Annotated in this window: 16 protein-coding genes; 7 read left to right on the top strand and 9 right to left on the bottom strand. The window is 71.3% G+C overall.

Going from position 1 to position 16,974, the window contains the following annotated elements:
• Positions 1-362: 362 nt before the first annotated feature.
• From ACFYPG_RS18335 to ACFYPG_RS18310, 6 genes are all read right to left on the bottom strand, one after another.
• Positions 363-1,151 (bottom strand): ABC transporter permease, encoded by a 789-nt coding sequence (locus ACFYPG_RS18335; protein WP_355006882.1) that lies wholly within the window; start codon positions 1,149-1,151, stop codon positions 363-365.
• A complete protein-coding gene (locus ACFYPG_RS18330; protein ID WP_387352977.1) occupies positions 1,148-2,125 on the bottom strand; it encodes an ATP-binding cassette domain-containing protein in 978 nt (325 codons plus the stop codon). The genes ACFYPG_RS18335 and ACFYPG_RS18330 overlap by 4 nt, the downstream gene beginning before the upstream one ends.
• Before the next feature lie 33 nt (positions 2,126-2,158).
• Entirely contained in the window at positions 2,159-3,001 is an 843-nt protein-coding gene (locus ACFYPG_RS18325; RefSeq protein ID WP_387352975.1) for a DUF4097 domain-containing protein, read from the bottom strand.
• A 73-nt stretch (positions 3,002-3,074) separates the two neighbouring features.
• Positions 3,075-3,599 carry a hypothetical protein gene (locus ACFYPG_RS18320; protein ID WP_355006885.1) on the bottom strand — a complete coding sequence of 175 codons (525 nt, stop codon included), beginning with the start codon at positions 3,597-3,599 and terminating at the stop codon, positions 3,075-3,077.
• A gap of 91 nt (positions 3,600-3,690) precedes the next feature.
• Positions 3,691-4,839 (bottom strand): FUSC family protein, encoded by a 1,149-nt coding sequence (locus ACFYPG_RS18315; protein WP_387352973.1) that lies wholly within the window; start codon positions 4,837-4,839, stop codon positions 3,691-3,693.
• Between the two features lie 58 nt (positions 4,840-4,897).
• Positions 4,898-5,866 carry an SDR family NAD(P)-dependent oxidoreductase gene (locus tag ACFYPG_RS18310; protein ID WP_387352971.1) on the bottom strand — a complete coding sequence of 323 codons (969 nt, stop codon included), beginning with the start codon at positions 5,864-5,866 and terminating at the stop codon, positions 4,898-4,900.
• Between the two features lie 84 nt (positions 5,867-5,950).
• Between ACFYPG_RS18310 and ACFYPG_RS18305 the strand changes: the two genes are divergently transcribed.
• Both ACFYPG_RS18305 and ACFYPG_RS18300 read left to right on the top strand, forming a co-directional pair.
• On the top strand, positions 5,951-6,922 hold the full coding sequence (locus ACFYPG_RS18305) for an AraC family transcriptional regulator (protein ID WP_387352969.1): 972 nt from the start codon (positions 5,951-5,953) through the stop codon (positions 6,920-6,922).
• A 152-nt stretch (positions 6,923-7,074) separates the two neighbouring features.
• Positions 7,075-9,297 (top strand): hypothetical protein, encoded by a 2,223-nt coding sequence (locus ACFYPG_RS18300; protein WP_387352968.1) that lies wholly within the window; start codon positions 7,075-7,077, stop codon positions 9,295-9,297.
• 9 nt (positions 9,298-9,306) lie between these two features.
• On the opposite strand, the gene ACFYPG_RS18295 is transcribed toward ACFYPG_RS18300, so the two are convergent.
• Positions 9,307-10,086, bottom strand: a complete 780-nt coding sequence (locus ACFYPG_RS18295; RefSeq protein ID WP_387352967.1) for an SDR family oxidoreductase — start codon at positions 10,084-10,086, stop codon at positions 9,307-9,309.
• 95 nt (positions 10,087-10,181) lie between these two features.
• On the opposite strand from ACFYPG_RS18295, the gene ACFYPG_RS18290 reads away from it, so the two are divergent.
• Entirely contained in the window at positions 10,182-10,820 is a 639-nt protein-coding gene (locus ACFYPG_RS18290) for a class I SAM-dependent methyltransferase (RefSeq protein ID WP_387352965.1), read from the top strand.
• Between the two features lie 21 nt (positions 10,821-10,841).
• On the opposite strand, the gene ACFYPG_RS18285 is transcribed toward ACFYPG_RS18290, so the two are convergent.
• Positions 10,842-11,372: an adenylate kinase gene (locus ACFYPG_RS18285; protein ID WP_355006892.1), complete on the bottom strand. Its 531-nt coding sequence runs from the start codon at positions 11,370-11,372 to the stop codon at positions 10,842-10,844.
• A 173-nt stretch (positions 11,373-11,545) separates the two neighbouring features.
• Here ACFYPG_RS18285 and ACFYPG_RS18280 point away from each other — a divergent pair, with 173 nt between their 5' ends.
• Positions 11,546-12,733 (top strand): RNA ligase RtcB family protein, encoded by a 1,188-nt coding sequence (locus tag ACFYPG_RS18280; protein ID WP_387352963.1) that lies wholly within the window; start codon positions 11,546-11,548, stop codon positions 12,731-12,733.
• Complete coding sequence (prfH, locus tag ACFYPG_RS18275; RefSeq protein ID WP_387352961.1) at positions 12,730-13,344, top strand: peptide chain release factor H; 615 nt, start codon at positions 12,730-12,732, stop codon at positions 13,342-13,344. The genes ACFYPG_RS18280 and prfH overlap by 4 nt, the downstream gene beginning before the upstream one ends.
• A 4-nt stretch (positions 13,345-13,348) precedes the next feature.
• Here the strand turns inward: prfH and ACFYPG_RS18270 are convergent, their stop codons facing one another.
• The gene (locus ACFYPG_RS18270; protein ID WP_387352960.1) at positions 13,349-14,254 is read right to left on the bottom strand and encodes an alpha/beta fold hydrolase; all 906 of its coding nucleotides are present in this window, start codon (positions 14,252-14,254) and stop codon (positions 13,349-13,351) included.
• A gap of 161 nt (positions 14,255-14,415) precedes the next feature.
• On the opposite strand from ACFYPG_RS18270, the gene ACFYPG_RS18265 reads away from it, so the two are divergent.
• A complete protein-coding gene (locus ACFYPG_RS18265) occupies positions 14,416-15,786 on the top strand; it encodes a bacterial Ig-like domain-containing protein (RefSeq protein WP_387352959.1) in 1,371 nt (456 codons plus the stop codon).
• Between the two features lie 23 nt (positions 15,787-15,809).
• Entirely contained in the window at positions 15,810-16,634 is an 825-nt protein-coding gene (locus tag ACFYPG_RS18260) for a PIG-L family deacetylase (protein ID WP_387352957.1), read from the top strand.
• The last annotated feature ends 340 nt before the right edge of the window (positions 16,635-16,974 follow it).

The raw sequence follows: 16,974 nt of genomic DNA, 5'->3' as shown, positions 1-16,974 counted from the left end.
GGTGGCAGGGGCGGGGCGGGGTGGCAGGGGCGGGGCGGGGTGGCAGGGGCGGGGCGGGGTGGCAGGGGCGGGGCGGGGTGGCAGGGGCGGGGCGGGGTGGCAGGGGCGGGGCGGCGTGCTTCCGAACGCCGGGTCGAGCACGCACTCGCGCCGCCGACCCGTCGCCCGACCCCACACTCGCGCCGCTGACCCGCCGACCCGCCGACCCGTCGCCCGACCCCACTCGCGCCGCCGACCCGCCGGCCCGCCGCCCAACCTCACACTCGCGCCGCCGGTCGCGCGACGCCACGAGCCGGCGGCCCGACCCTGTGGGCCGAGCCGCCGGCTCTCCGCTGCGGTGGCACCGGGACGCGCCGGTCGGATCAGGCCGTCCGGTTGCGGTTGTACAGGGCCTTGGCCCACAGGAAGCCACCCACTGTGATGACGGCGCACCAGACGACCGCGATGATCCCGTTGGCGCCGATCCCGGTGCCCAGGAGCAGGCCGCGAAGGGTCTCCATGACGGGCGTGAAGGGCTGGTAGTCCGCGAACAGCCGCACGGCGGTCGGCATGGAGTCGGTGGGGACGAACCCGCTGCCGAGGAACGGCAGGAGGATCAGCGGCATGGGCAGGTTGCTCGCCGTCTCGACACTGTCACTGACCAGGCCGAGGGCGACGGACAGCCAGGTCAGCGCAAAGGTGATCATGGCGAGTACGCCGACCGCCGCGAGCCACTCGACCGCGTTCGCGTTGGGCCGGAACCCGACCAGCAGCGCCACGACGGTGACGGCCGCAAGGCTGAGCATGGTCTGCACCAGGCTGCCCAGTACGTGACCCGTCAGGACTGACGGTCGGAAGATCGACATCGTGCGGAACCGGGCGATGATCCCCTCGGTCATGTCCATCGCGACCGAGATGGCGGTGCCCTGCGCTGCGCTGACCACTGTGATGAGCAGGATGCCGGGGGTGACGTAGTTGGCGTACTGGGAGCGGCCGCCGGACGGGCCGAGACCGGCGCCGAGCGTGCCGCCGAAGACGTAGACGAAGAGCAGCAGGATGACGATCGGGATGCCCATGAGCAGGAACGTCATCGACGGGTACCGCCGCATGTGCAGCAGGTTTCGCCGCAGCATGGTGCTCGAGTCGCGGACGGCGAGGGAGAGGGTGCTCATCGCGCGGGAGCCCTTTCGTTGTCGGGTCGGCTGGCCCGGGTGTCGGGCTGCCCGGTGAGGGTGAGGAAGACGTCGTCGAGGTCGGGGGTGTGCACGGAGAGCCCCGCCACGCTGATCGAGGCGTGGTCGAGCTGGTCGAGCAGGGATCGCAGCGACCCGACCCCTCCGTCACTCGGCACCTGGAGGGTGAGCGCCGCGTCGTCGCGGGTGGCGGCCTCGAACGTCCGGGCCGCCGAGTCGAGCCCCTCCTGGTCGGCGAACTGCAACACGACGTGGCCGCCCGGGATGAGCCGCTTGAGCTCGCGCGGCGTGCCCTCCGCGATCAGCCGGCCGTGGTCGAGGAACGCCACCCGGTCGGCGAGCTGGTCGGCCTCCTCCAGGTACTGCGTGGTGAGCAGGATGGTCACGCCCTCGGCGGCGAGTGCGCGGATGATGTGCCACATGGCCCGGCGGCTGCGCGGGTCGAGGCCGGTGGTCGGCTCGTCGAGGAAGATGACGCGGGGCTCGCCGACCAGGGTCATCGCGAGGTCGAGCCGGCGGCGCATGCCGCCGGAGTACGTGGACGCCGGCTTGCCCGCCGCCTCGGTCAGGTCGAACTGGTCGAGCAGGTCGGCGATCCGCCGCCGGCCGGCGGCCCTGTCCAGGTGGCACAGGTCGGCCATCAGGGTCAGGTTCTCCCGACCGGTGAGCAGGTTGTCGACGGCGGAGAACTGGCCGGTGACGCCGATCAGCGCGCGTACCGCGTCGGGTTCCCGGGTCAGGTCGTGGCCGAAGACACGGGCGTTACCGCCGTCGGCGTCGATCAGGGTGGAGAGGATCTGCACGGTGGTGGTCTTGCCGGCGCCGTTCGGACCGAGCAACGCGAAGATGGTGCCCTCGGTGATCATCAGGTCGATGCCGTTCAGCACGACCTTGTCGCCGTAGGACTTACGCAGGTCGGTGGCGACGATCGCGGGGTTCATGGAACTGGTCATGGTCTCCTCATCTGTGGTCGGCGGGTCGGTGGGTCAGGCGCGGCGGATCATGATGTCGCCGAAGGAGGTGTTCGCCCGGACCTCGACCGTCTCGTCGGTCTGCGCCGGGCTGTCGGTCGACTCCAGCGCGTTGTGCACACGGCCGTGCTTGGAACTGACGTCCAGCCACGCGGCCGTCCCGCGACGGATGCCGACCTCGATGGCGCCGTAGGAGGTCTGCAACTCGACAACCCCCCGGACGACCTCGCCCAGCCGGAGGTTGCCGTAGGCGGTACGGGCCGTCACCGAGGCCAGTGCGGTGTCCACTGTGACGTCGCCGTAGGCCGTGTTGATCCGGACGGCGCCGCCACCGCTACCGATCCAGCAGTCACCGGAGGAGTTCTTGATCTCGGCGCTACCGTCGACGACCCCGAGACGCACCTTGCCGGACGACACCTTCACCCGGGCGGAGCCGAGGACGCGCTCGGCCGCGACCTCGCCGTGACTGGAGTCGATGTCCAGCTGCCCGGTCTCGTCGAGCCGGATGTTGCCACCGGTCTTGATGCGGCACTCGCCGAGCCGACCCTCGCAGCGGAACGCCGCCCACGACGACTCGGCCTGTACGCCCGATCCGGTCGGCAGCTCGATCAGGACGTCGACCGACGGTCCAGCACCGAACCCGTAGCGACGCCAGCTCTTCGGCACCCTGACCACCAGCTGTCCGGCGGCGTACTCGACAGTGGTCTGCTCCGCGGCGCTCAGGTCGGCCTTGCTCGACGGGTCGCGGGGCCGCACGGTCACCACCGTGTCGGTGCGGTCGCTGGCCGCGATCCACACGTCCCCGACCGGGATCTCGATCCGGGCGAGAATCGCTTCTGGCGTGTCGAAAACAGGCATGGTGGTCTCCCGAAAGGTGGTCGGCGAAGGTCGCCGCTGGTCAGCGGCGTGATGAGGTGGGGTAAGTGGGGGGTTAGCGGGCCCAGCCGGTGAAGTGCTGGCCGGAGCGTGGCTCCGGACGGCGGGGCGGACGACGCTCCGCCTCGCCCCCACCGATGGCACCGGCGACGGCGCGCACCAACCAGGCGTTGACGGAGAGCCCGGCGCGCCCGGCGGCCTCCTCGACGCTGGCCTTCAAATGGTCGGGCAGCCGCAGGTTGATCCGTGAGGTGCCGCCCTCGTCACCCTCGGGCGCGGACACCGGCACCGACAGCGGCGGCGGGCCGCTCGCCTCGCTCGCCGCCTCGACCGGCAGGTTGGCGGGTGCCACCACGAAGTCGGGCTCGCGCCCGCGCAGCCGAACGTGCACCGAGCCCGGTGCGAGGTCGCGGGTGATCTCGTCGGCCGCGTCGGACAGCGCTTCGAGCAGCGTGAGACGGGTGGCCGCCTCCAACTGCGCGAAGAGTCGTTCGGCCAACGCCCGGGCCTCCGGGTCCACGCCCTCCGCGGCCACGGCGAACTCGTTACGCAGGTTCTCGACGTATGACCTCAGCTCCATGGCGCCATCATGGCACCACTTTGGCTCAGAGTGCAACAGTCATGGCTCAGCAAGATGCCACCAACTGGCCCCGCCGGGGGTCAGCCAAGTCTCAGAGGTCGCCGAAAAGCCTCCGGACCAGGTGATTCGCGTCCTCCTGGCGCAACCCGGAGGCGACCAGGAGGTCACTGACGGTCGTCCGGACCTGTGCCACCACCACCGCGCCGGAGAAGCCGACACCGTTTCGGTAGGCGTGCCCGGCCGTCCGGACCGCCCGCAGCGCCTGCTCGCGGGCCCGGTTCGGCTCGGTGCCGGCGGCGAACTGCCGCTTCAGCAGGCGGACCGCCTCGGCGAGGTCCGCCACCGCCGTCGGCAACGACTCCGGTACCGGTTCGCCGTCCTCGATGAGCGTCACCGACCGTCGGATCAGGGTGCCGCTGTTGCGCATCGCCCGGTCGATCGGCTCCGCGGCCTGCGCGTAGCGGCCCACCGGTCCGCGCCGTTGATGCCAGTACACCGGCGACAGGGTGCTCGCCTCCCGGGCGCCCTGGGTCGCCTCGACGAACGCCTTCAACCGGCCCGCGCTCTGCCGCAGCTCACCCCGGGCGGTACGGGCCCGAGCGGCATCCCGCTCGGTCAGCGCCTCGGCGGTGGCGTCGAGCTGGGTCGCGAGGAGGTCCAACGCCGGCCGCGCGGCCCGGTTGAGCACCCGCAGCGGGTTCAACGGCAGCAACACGGCGGTGACCAGCAGCGCCACCCCTCCCCCGACGAGCGCATCCACGAACCGGGGGATCTCCAGATCCCGGACGGCCGGGCTGAGCGTGGCGATGAGCACCGCCGTCGCCCCCGCCTGGATCACCACCGCCGCGCTACCCGCGAGGAAGAGCGCGACGACGATCGCGAGCACGACGATCAGGGCGAGCTGCCACCAACCGGTGCCGATCACCACAAGGAGCAGGTCGCCGATCAGCACGCCGACGGTGACCCCGATGATCAGCTCGACGGTGCGACGCAGCCGCTGGCCGACCGATGCGGCGAGCGTCGAGACGGCGGAGATCGGCGCGAAGACCGGCTGCGACACCTGCAGCAGCGAGTGCGCCACGAACCAGGACAGCCCAGCGGCCAGGCCGGCCTGCAGGGCGAGGCCGCCGATGGTCCGTACCCGGCGGACCCGCTCGCGTAAGGCGGCCCCCACGCGGTCCAGGAGCCGGACGACGGTCGAGGGGCCCGCGTCCGCTCCGCGCCGACCGGCAGCGACCATGGCGGCACCTACCCCGCCACGACCGGCTCAATCCTCGGCCGGCACGGCCCGGCCGCCCTCAGCGCGAGGTGAGCGTCTTCTCGGCGTACGCCCAGAGCCGGTCGGCCGCGGCCGGGTCCAACGCGTGGGCGGCGACTCCGCCGGTGGCGTCGGGCCCACCGGGAACGACCTCGGCCTCCTGGTTGTCGTCGAAGTACCGACCGCCGACCCCGTCGAGCAGGGGTGAGCCGGCGAGCAGCACTGTGGTCGACGCGCCCTGGTCGGGCCTCTTGTAGTACTCCGCCTCGATGAGGTTGCCCGCCTCGTCCATCGCGCCCATCGCCCGCATCGTGTCGTCGTCGATGTGGCGCTGGAGGTTGGTGAAGATGTACCCGGGGTTGAGGGCGTTCGCGGTGATTCCTTCCCTCGCCCACTGGCGGGTGATTCCCACCGCGAGCAGGACCTCCGCGGTCTTCGACTGACCGTAGGCCGACCATGGGTCGTACGGGCGCTGCTCGAACTGCGGGTCGTCGAAGTCGAACGGCGCGGCAAGGTGCGCACCGGAGCTGACCATCACGACCCGGGCCGCCTCGGCGGCCCGCAGATTGTCGTGCAGGCCCCGGGCCAGCGCGAAGTGGCCGAGGTGGTTCGTCGCGAGCTGGAGTTCCCAGCCCACGGCGGTCAGCTGGCGGGTCGGGAGCGCCATGATTCCGGCATTGGCCACCAGCACGTCGAGCGGGCCCTGCCAGGCCGCGACGAAGGCGTCGACCGAGGCCAGGTCGGAAAGGTCGAGGGCGGACGACCGGACCGTGCCCACCGTGGCATCGGTGGCGAACTCCTCGGCGAGCCGGTCGGCCGCCCGAGGATTCCGGGTCGCGATGGTGACCTCGGCGCCGGCCCCGGCCAACGCGCGCACCGTCTCCACACCGATGCCGGACGCGCCCCCGGTGACGATCATCCGGCGTCCGGCGAGGTCGACACCGTGGAGGACCTCGGCGGCCGTGGTGCGGGCGTTGAACGGGGTGGTGAGGCGTGGGTTCGCTGTCATGAAACCCAGGCTACGAACGCCCGGGTCGGACTGCCTATAGCCTGGAGTCCGTCATACTTTCGTGAGCGTCCAGAAGAGGTGGGGATGGATCCGCTGGAGGACGTCCTGGTCCTGCTCGGCGCGACGAGCCACGTCTCCGCCGGTCTGGTCGGAGGCGGACGCTGGGCCGTCGGTTTCGACCCCCCGGCCGGGGTCAAGTTCAACGCCGTCCGGCGGGGCCGATGTTCGCTGCGGGTCGACGGCCACGCCGAGCCGATCGACCTCGGTACGGGCGATTGTTTTCTGCTGACCCGACCGGCGGCCTACACCCTCTTCAGCGACCCTGAGGTGCCGGTCCAGCCCGCGCATCCCATTTTCGCCGCCGCCACCGACGGTGTGGCGCACGCCGGCGACGGTGACGACGTGTTCCTCATCGGCGGCGCTTTCACCCTTGGCGGGCGGGCACGCAGCCTTCTGCTGGACAACCTTCCACCGGTCATCCACGTGCCCGCCGACACCCCGGAGGCCGGGACCGTCCAGTGGGCCCTCGGCGAGATCGACGGGGAACTGCGATCCACGCGACTCGGCTCCCACCTCGTCGCCGAGCATCTGGCGCTCGTCCTGCTGATCCGGATCCTTCGGCTGCACCTGGCCCGTGACGAGCGGCCCGGCTCCGGGTGGCTGGCCGGTCTCACCGACCCGGTGGTCGCTCCCGCGCTACGCGCGATGCACGAGCGACCGGCGCACCCGTGGACGGTGGACGAGGTCGCCCGGGCGGCGACCGTCTCCCGGTCGACGCTGGCGGCCCGCTTCAAGAAGATCGTCGGGGTGGGCCCGCTGGAGTACCTGACCGGGTGGCGGATAGAGCTCGCGGCCGACCGCATCCGGCGCAGCTCCGACACCGTCGCCACCATCGCCCAGGCCGTCGGGTACGGCTCGGAGAGCGCGCTGAGCGTGGCCTTCAAGCGCACCACCGGCCTATCGCCGCGCGCCTACCGCACCGAGTTGGCGAACACCGGCCGGACCGACGTACCCGAACCGACGGTGACCGCCGGTCGGGCCCTGCCGGGGCGGTAGCACCCCACCGGCGGAGATTGAGGGCGTCCGGATCGGGTAGACGCGGCTCTGCCGTCACCGGCGACCCGGCGCGTGGCGTCGACGCCGGATCACGGACAAGGGCTGCGAGACGCCTCGGGGGGACGCCGGATGGATCAACGCGGTTGAGTGGGATGGACGACTCCGGTGACGTCGTGGAGCTGCGGGTCCACGGAGTCTCCGGCGCGAGCGCCGCGCAGGTGCTGGACCTGCAACAGACCGCGCAGGTCGCCGGTGACCGCAGTGGCGGGTTCTACCGGCCACGTCCCCGGTACTCGGAGAGCACCGGCGCGCACGGGGTGACGCTCGAGGCGTACCGCTGGGGTGACCTGCCCTCCGGGACCGTGGCCCGCACCCTGGCGGTGGTCTTCCTGCTCCCCTTCATGCTTGTCAACGTCGCGATCTGGATGCGCCCGGCGAACCCACGTGCCGAGGCTACGGTCAAGTCCCTGTGCCGGCTGTTGGCGCTCACCCTCACCGTGTTGTACGTGCTCGCCATCGCCGGCGTCGCCCTGGACCTCGTCGGCTGGAAGTGCCTGGCCTCGCCGGACTGCCGGGCCGGACGGAGCTGGTTGTCCTGGTTGGGTGGACGCCCGGTCGGACTGCAACTGGCGGTGCTCGCGCTGGTCCCGGTTGCCGCGATCGGCCTGATCTGGCGGGTGAGCTGCCGTCCGGGGCGGACCTTCGAGGCGTTTCGAGCACCGGATCAGGGCAGCTCCGCGTCTCGGCTCGGCACCGTCGGCCAGTGGGACGCCGAACCGCTCGTAGGTCGGCTGCGGGCCATCCATGTCGCCGCCGCGTTCGCGACGCTGGACCTCGTCCTGCTGCTGGCCCGAGGCGCCGGTGACACCTCGCTGGCCACTATCGCGCTGACGGCGGTCACGGGCGTGCTCCTGACGGCCTGCGTGGGGCTGCTCTGCACACCCCCGCTGATGGACAGGGCCCCCGGCGACAAGCGGCTCGACCGGGTCACCCGCACCCTCCGGAGCACTGCCATCGTCCTGACCGTGGTCGTCGTGGCACACGTGCCGACCAGCTCGCAGCCGTGGCCGCAGGAGCGCGGGCTCCCCGGCTACGACCCGACCATGGCCGGTCTGTTCGTGGCGCAGACGACGCTGTTGGTTGCCCTGGGCGTGGTGCTGCTCTGGCACCGGCGCGGGGAGCACGGCGCCACCCCGCTGTTCGGGCTGGGCGCTCTCGTGGTCGCCGCCACCGGGATCAGCATGGCGGTCGCGTACTCCGCCGAACTGGTCGGCCGGGTGGCGGACTTCCTGGACCGCGACGTACCGACCGGGGAGGGCATCGCCTCCGGCCCACCCCGCGCCTACACCTGGGCGATCTACGGCTTCTTCCGGTCGGTGCTGGTCACCGCGATCGTCGCCGTCCTCGTCATCCTGATCTCCCGCCGGAGTCGTCGCCGGGCCGCGGCGGCGATAGTCGCGCGCGACTTCCCGGACCCGCCGGCCGAGGCAGGACCCCGGCTGCGGCAGGTCCGGGACGCGATAGCCCGGGCTCGCTTCACCGAGAAGCTGGTGCCACTGGCAGTGCTCTACGGGTGCCTCGCCGGACTCGGTACGGCCACCACCACCATCGGCCTGCTCGGGCAGGTCCCGAGCGACGTCATCGAGCGGAACATCGGGTTGCCGGCGGGGGCGATCACGTTCGCCATCGCATTCGGTGGCTGGGTGATCGCGGCGATCATTCTCGGGCTGATCATCGGCGGCATCTTCGCGTACCGGACCGAGCCGTACCGCCGGCACATCGGCGTCCTCTGGGACCTCGGTACCTTCTGGCCGCGGGCCGCCCACCCGTTCGCACCGCCCTGCTACTCCGAACGGGCGGTGCCGGAGCTGGCCCGCCGGATCACCTTCCTCGTCGAGCGCGGCGACGCGGTGCTGCTCACCGGGCACAGCCACGGCTCGGTTCTGCTGGCCGCCACGGTGCTCCGACTGCCGCCGCAGATCGGCGACCGGGTCGCCCTGCTCACCCACGGATCCCCGCTGCGCCGCCTCTACGCGCGGCTGTTCCCCGCGTACGTCGACGACGCGGCACTGCACGAGATCGGCCGCCGGGTGGGGTGGCGCTGGGTGAACCTGTGGCGCGACACCGACCCGATCGGCGGCTGGATCTTCTCCCCGAATACCTCACCCGCGCCGGCCACCACCGACGACCCGGCTACCAGGGTGGATCGCCGACAGCGTGATCCCCTCGACGTGGTGGCGCCCCCCGGAGACAGCGTCGCCCCACCCATCCACGGGCACTGGCCGGACGAGTCCGACGAGCCGTTCACCCAGGCGGTCCAGGAGTTGGTGCGGCGCCTCGATCGGCGGGGCGACCCGCCCGGGCCGTCGAGGTAGCGGGCCGGCTCAGTTTCCCCGGCCCGCCCGGGTACGCCAGTCGTCCAGAGCGGTGCCGGCGAGGCGGGTGCCGTCGGCCGGGACGAGCGAGCGCTCGCCCAGCTTGGCGCCGAAGTACCGGGCGTCGGGGTCGGCCACCACCGAACGACGGTCCTGCTGGTCGGCGAGGAGGGTTCGGCCCAGCTCGTCGAGGCGGAACTGCTCCGGGCCGGCGACCTCGACCACGGAGTTCGTCGGCGCACCGAGCGCGACCTCGGCGACTGCGGCAGCGACGTCGTCCGCGGCCATCGGCTGAATGAGCACCGGCGCGAGGTGCACGGTGTCGCCGTCCGTGGCGGTGTCGATGATGCCCTTGAGGAACTCGAAGAACTGGGTGGCGTGCACCACCGAGTACGGGAGGCCGGACGCGACGATGAGCTTCTCCTGGGCAACCTTCGCGCGCATGTACCCGCTGTCCGGGATCCGGTCGCACCCCACGATGGAGAGCGCCACGTAGTGGTTCACCCCGGCGTCGGACGCGGCGGCGAGGAGCGTCCGGGTCGAGGTCTCGAAGAATTCCAGTACGGCGGCGCTCTCGAACGACGGCGAGTTCGACACGTCGACGACGACCTCGGCGCCGGTGAGCGCGTCGGCCACCCCTTCGCCGGTCAGGGTGTTGACGCCCGTCTTCGGCGATGCCGGCACCGCCTCGTGGCCCTGGGCGCCGAGGCGCTCCACGAGCTTGGAACCGATGAGGCCGCTGCCCCCGATGACGACGATCTTCATGGTCGTACCACGTCCTGTCTGCACTGGGTTGGATCGTGCTGCCAACCAGTAAGACGGAAAGCGTGCGCGGATGCAGGACAATCGCCGGAGAACAGTTCGACGGAGATCAGGAGGTCGACGTGGCCACGGTGTCCCACCCGGTGTTCGCCCGGGTCTACGAGCGACTCAGCGTCGCCATGGACCGCGCCGGCACTGCGGCGTTCCGGCGGGAGCTGGTCGCCGGCCTGTCCGGTCGGGTGATCGAGATCGGTGCGGGCAACGGGCTGATGTTCGCCCACTACCCGCCGGGGGTGACAGAGGTCCTCGCTGTCGAACCGGAGCGGCGTCTGCGGGCCGCTGCCGAGCGCGCCGCGTCGACCGCGCCGGTCCCGGTGACCGTCGTCGACGGTCTGGCCGAGGCGCTGCCCGCCGGAAAGGGCGAGTTCGACGCGGCGGTGGTCGCGTTGGTGTTGTGCACGGTGCCCGATCAGGCGAGCGCGTTGGCCGAGATCAGCCGGGTGCTGCACCCCGGAGGCGAGGTGCGGTTCTTCGAGCACGTCGCCGCCGAAGGGGCCAGTGGTCTGCACCGGGCCCAACGACTCCTCGATGCCACGCTGTGGCCGAAGCTGTTCGCCGGCTGCCACACCAACCGCGACACCGTCGCCGCCATCGGCGCGGCCGGCTTCGAGGTGCAGCAGCTGCGCAGGTTCCGCTTCCCGGCCACCAGCAACAGCCCCTCCTCCCCCTGCGTCCTCGGCCGCGCGCTCAGGCCGGCCTGACACCGCCGCCGACCGCGCCGCTCAACGGCGGGGCAGCCCGGCCAGCCAGACCTCCAGCTCCGCCGGGGAGCGCAGCAACACCACGGGTGGCGCGGACGGGTCGGCCTGCCAGGCCCGCATCCGCCGTCGGGCCCGGCCGAACGCGGTGACGTGCCACACCAGGATCGAGTCCGGGGACAGCACACTGCTCAGCGACTCGCGGTTGCCGTTGCAGATCACCTCGCCGGTGACCACCCGGCGGACGGTGCGGCGGAGCAACCGCCCGAACGACAGCCACCGTGGATAGTCGAGGCCGACGACCAGATCGGCGCGGGCCATCGGGACGTCCCGCCAACCGTGGTACGCCCCGTCGATGATCCAGCGGTCCCGTCGGCAGATCTCCTCGATCCGGCTGCGTTGCTGGGCGACCGGCACCTCGACCCAGCCCGGTTGCCAGAGCAGGTCGTCCACCGGATACCAGTGCAGTCCGAGGTGTTCGGCCAATCGCGCCGCGAGGGTGGACTTGCCGGAGCCGTACACCCCGTAGACCAGGATGCGACGCGGTGCGCTCATCGCGGCAGCGTACGTCGTGAAGAAAAATCAGTTGTCGTGCCTGGCGCGCCTCGACCAGAGTGACGTCCATGACGTACTGACGGACTCCACCCCCTGCTCCGCGCCACCGGTGATGCCTCCCGGGGGCCGTGACGCCGTCCGCCTTTCACGTTGGCAGCCAGAGATGAGCCTCCTTGTCCCAGCACCACCTCCCTCGGGAGCCCCTGCCCCCGTCCGCCCCGGCCACCGTCACGGTGTTCGCCTCTCCCGCGAGCTGGATCGAGTCCGATGCGCTCGCACAGTGCCAGCAGGTCGCCGCCCTGGACGGCATGCGGCACGTCGCCGCGATGCCGGACCTGCACCCCGGCAAGGGTGCGCCCATCGGCGCGGCCATGGCGTCGACAGTGCTCTACCCGTTCCTGGTCGGCTCCGACATCGGCTGCGGCATCGCCGTGTTTCCGATCACGCTCAAGCGGGCCGTACCGGAACGGCTCGCCGCCCGGTTCCCCGACCTCGACCAGGCGCTCGACCCGGTACGCGACGCCGACGACCCCGCCTGGGCCGCCGTCGACTGTGACGTTCCAGCCGGCCATTTCGACGGCCTCGGGACGGTGGGCCGGGGCAACCACTTCGTGGAGTTGGCCCGCGTCGACACCGTCCTGGACGTGCGGCACGCGGGCCGGCTCGGGCTCGACGCCGGCGATCTCGTGCTGATCGTGCACAGCGGGTCCCGTGGTCTGGGCGAGCGGATCCTGCGGGAGCACACCGAGGTCCACGGCGCCGGGGCGGCCCCCGACCCCGCCGCCTACCTGGGCAGGCACGACGACGCCGTGCGCTGGGGTTCGCTCAACCGCCGGGTGCTGGCCGCCCGGGTGGCGCACGCGTTGGGGGCCGAGCCCACCGCGCCGATCGTCGATGAGTGCCACAACCTGGTCGAGGTCCGGGACGGGGTCTACCTGCACCGCAAGGGCGCGGCACCGGGTGACGGTCGCGACGTCCTGATCGCCGGTACCCGGGGAACGGCGTCCTATCTGGTGGCCGCGCACGCAGGGCCGGAGGCCAACCATTCGGTGGCCCACGGCGCCGGCCGCAAAATGTCGCGCGCCGACGCCCTGCGGCGGGGCCGGGCCAAGCACACGGTCGAGGAGCTACGCCGTACCCCGGTAGGTTCGCTGGTGGTGTGCGGTGACCGGCAACTGCTCTTCGAGGAGGCGCCCACGGCGTACAAGCGCATCGAGCAGGTGATCGCCGACCTGGTCGAACACCGGCTGGCCACCCCGGTGGTCAGCACGACGCCAGTGGTCACCTACAAGACGCCCGACCTCGGGTCCGCCGCACGCCCGCAGCGGCGGGGCCACCGCGGCCGGCGAGGCCGCTCATGACCGCGTTCCTGCTGTTGTCGGCCGGACGTGGGCCGCAGGAGTGCGCCTGGGCACTGAGTCAACTGCTGCACCGGCTGCGCGACGAGGGCGTCCGCCGAGGTCTGACGATCCAGCAGGTCGAGGCGGTGCCCGGTGACCGCGCCGGCACCCACCGGTCGGTGCTGATCCGGATCTCCGGCGTGGACGCCGAGGCGTTCGCGGCCTCGTGGACCGGGACACTGTGCTGGCAGGCCCCCAGCCCGTACCGCTCGGGCGTCGGCCGGAAGAACTGGTACGTCACCGCCCAGCCGCCCGAACGCGACGCTCGGCCGACGACGTTTCGCGAGGCGGACGTCGACATCGTCGCCTGCCGCACCGGCGGGCCGGGGGGTCAGCACCGGAACAAGGCCAGCACCGCGGTACGCGCGACGCACCGCCCCTCGGGCCTGGTGGTCGTCGTGGACGAGGAGCGGCAGTTCAGCCTCAACCGTCGGATCGCCCTGGACCTGCTGCGCCACCGCATCGAGCAGGGCGACGAGGCGGCGCGGCGTGCCGTCACCACCGCCCGGTGGCGCGTCCACGACAGGCTGGTTCGCGGCGACCCGGTCCGGGTGGAACGTCCGACGCGCTAGCAGCTCAGACCTCCAGCACGGCGTCAGCGAATGCCTGCGGCGCCTCCTGCGGCAGGTTGTGCCCGACACCGCCGCCGACGGTCCGGTGCTCGTACTGACCGGTGAACTGCTTGGCGTAGACGGTGGGCTCGACGTGGGGCGCGCCGTTGGCGTCGCCTTCCATGGAAATACTGGGCACGGTGATCTTCGGTTGCGTGGCCAGGCGCTTCTCGATGTCGTCGTACTGTGCCTCGCCGTCGGCGAGGGCCATCCGCCACCGATAGTTGTGAATCACGATGTCGACGTGGTCGGGGTTGTCGAACGACGCCGCGCTGCGGTCGTACGTCGCGTCGTCGAACGTCCACTGGGGGGACGCGGTGTGCCAGATCAGCTTGTTGAAGGCGCGCCGGTTCTTGTCGTAACCCTCCCGCCCTCGCTCGGTGGCGAAGTAGTACTGGTACCACCACGCCAACTCCGCCTTCGGCGGCAGCGGCGCCTTACCGGACTCCTGGCTGGCGATCAGGTAGCCACTGACCGAGACCAGCCCCCGGCAGCGTTCGGGCCACAGCGCGGCGACGACATCGGCGGTCCGCGCGCCCCAGTCGAACCCGGCGAGCTTCGCGGTCTCGATGTTCAGGGCGTCCATCAGGGCGATGAGGTCCTGCCCCATGGCCGCCGGTTCGCCGTTTCGCATCGTGTCGTCGGAGCGGAACCGGGTCGTGCCGTAGCCCCGCAGGTAGGGGACGACGACCCGCTTGCCGGCCGCGGTGAGCAGCGGCACGACGTCGGCGAAGCTGTGGATGTCGTAGGGCCAGCCGTGCAGGAGGATCACCGCGTCCCCGTCGGGCGGACCGGCGTCCACGTATCCGACGTTCAGGACTCCGGCCTCGATCTGTCGCAGGTCGGTGAACCCGCCAGCGGCCTTTGCCATCGACTTCTCCCCGCGTCCGGACCTGCTCGGATGTGCCGATCACGCCCGAATCTAGCGACCTGCCCGGAGCCTGAACGCCGTTCACACAAGGACCGCTCGACGGATGCCGGACTGGGTACGATGCCGCTCCGGTGAGCCGAGTGGCGGCGGAAGGTGGTCGGATGGCACAGGCCGAGGAGCGCCCCGCGGTCGCGCTGGCCCCGTTCTCGCGCTACGGCATGGTCAACTTTGCCCGATCCAACAGCCAGGCGGGGCAACAGCTCTACCTCGCCGCGAGCATCGGAAACGATCCGACCGGTTGGGCCGCCGTCAACGACGGGCAGGCGGCGCTCCGGTCCCGCAGGGGCATGCACGCCGTCCGCGACCCGTCCATCGTCCGCTCCCCGGAGGGGGACAGGTTCTACCTCGTCGCCACCGATCTGAACGTCGACGGTCGGGCGTACGGGTGGCAGGGCTGGGACTGGGCGCAGAGCGGCGCCAGCCGGCACATCGAGGTGTGGGAGTCCACCGACCTGCGGACCTGGTCCGAGCAGCGACATGTGCTGGTGGCCCCGGAGGAGGCAGGCATGGCGTTCGCCCCGGAGGCCATCTGGGACGAGTCGATCGGCGCCTACGTCGTCTACTGGACCTCGTCGATGTACGCCCCCGGCACGTACTACACACCGGATCGCACCGACCCGCGTGGCCGCTTCCCGCTCACCCGGAACCAGATCCTCTACAGCACCACGCGGGATTTTGTGACGTTCACCCCGGCGCAGGTGATGTGCGGCCGGCCCCACCACGGCGCGCTGGACGCGGTGGTCATCCGGGACGACACGGACGGGTCCTACCACCGCTTCGTCTGCGACCGGACGGCCACCGGCGTCGGGGTCACACCGTACGTCCCGTCGTGCGGCTCGCAGGACATCTACCAGGAGCGGTCGACCGCCATTCTCGCTGCGCCGGACGACTGGGAACTGGTGGCGAGCTGCATCACCCACCGGACGATGAACACCACCTACGCCGAAGCGCCGATGGTGGTCAGGGCGAACCCGGGTGACGTACGCGGGCCGGGCTACTACCTCTGGGCCGACCAGATCTGGTCCGGATCGCCCTCCGGTGAGCCCCTGGAGGAGCAGTTGCACCCGTACTGGAGCGCGGACCTCGCGTCGGGCGACTGGACGCCGGTCGACTGGAGTCGGAAGCCCGCATACGACCTGGCGGACGGCGTGCTGCGCCACGGGACCGTCTTCGCCCTCACCCAGGCGGAACATGCCGCGCTGCGGGGCGCCGACCCGACGAGCGTCGCGGTACGGACGCCACCGACCAGGATCACGTACGCCGTCGGCGAGCTCCTCGACCACACGGGTCTCGTGGTCACGGCCGATTACACCGACGGGGTGCGGGACGAGGTGCTGGCGCACGGGCGCGGCGGGTACACGGTCTCGGGGTACGACCAAAGCACCGCGGGTGCGCAGACCGTCATCGTGTCGTACTCGGTGGTCGGTGTGACGAGGACCGCCTCGTTCCGAGTGGAGGTCGTGGGGCCGTAGCCGGATGACCGTAGGGTGATGGCATGGCTGAGCGACCTCTGACCCTGATGGCGGTGCACGCCCACCCCGACGACGAGGCGACGAGCACCGGCGGCGTCCTTGCCCGCTATGCCGCCGAAGGGGTCACGACGGTGCTCGTGACCTGCACCGACGGGCGATGTGGAGACGGCCCGGGTGGGGTCAAGCCGGGCGAGGAGGGGCACGACCCGGCCGCCGTGGTGGCGATGCGCCAGGCCGAGCTGGAGGCCAGCTGCGCGACGTTGAACGTCACCCATCTGGAAACCCTCGGCTACGCCGACTCGGGGATGATGGGTTGGCCGACGAACGACCAGCCCGGCGCGTTCTGGATCACGCCGGTGGCGGAGGCGGCGGCCCGGCTCGCGGAGCTGATTCGGCAGTATCGACCGGACGTGATCGTCACGTACGACGAGAACGGTTTCTACGGCCACCCGGACCACATCCAGGCGCATCGGATCACCATGGCCGCTGTCGAGCAGACGGACGTTCCGGCGAAGGTCTACTGGACCACTGTGCCGCAGACGGCGTTCGCGGAGTTCGGTCGGATCATGAAGGAGCTCGGCGTCGAGTGGGCCGAGCCGGACGCGGAGTCGGGGCCGCAGCTCGGTCTGCCCGACGACGAGATCACCACCTGGGTCGACACCAGCAAGTACGGCGCGCAGAAGTTCGCCGCGCTGGCCACGCACGCCAGTCAGACCGAGAACATCTTCTTCCTGCAACTGGGCCAGGAGCGGTTCACCGAGCTGATGGGCGTGGAGACCTTCCTGCGGGTGCGGGACCGGACGGACGCGCCGATTCCCGAGGACGACCTCTTCGCCGGTCTGCGCTGATCACTCTTCGGTAGCGCCACCGGACATCGTCGGCCACCGGGTCGACGGTGTCCGGTGGCGTGCGCCGCGAACGACCTCGCCACCCGAACCGGTCGCCGACCTCCGGCCTCCGGTCGCCGAAAGTTTCGCCGGCCGGCCACTCACCGCCGGGCAGGTCATGTGATGAATTTCCGGAAGTTTTCAGCGTTGACGCCCAGACATAGATCGGCTTAACGTTTCGAGCAAGTTTCCGGTTCCCGGCCGGAACTACCGGAGTCACCCAGCCATCTCGCGTCTCCACCCGAGCAGGACCGGACCCTCACCTCCTAGATCGACATTTATCTATTGATCGTCTGGAAGG

This window comes from Micromonospora sp. NPDC005553, from assembly GCF_042871765.1.
Classification (GTDB): Bacteria; Actinomycetota; Actinomycetes; order Mycobacteriales; family Micromonosporaceae; genus Micromonospora.
The sequence above is the reverse complement of the archived record's forward strand: the minus strand, read 5'-3'. Positions and strand labels throughout refer to the sequence as shown.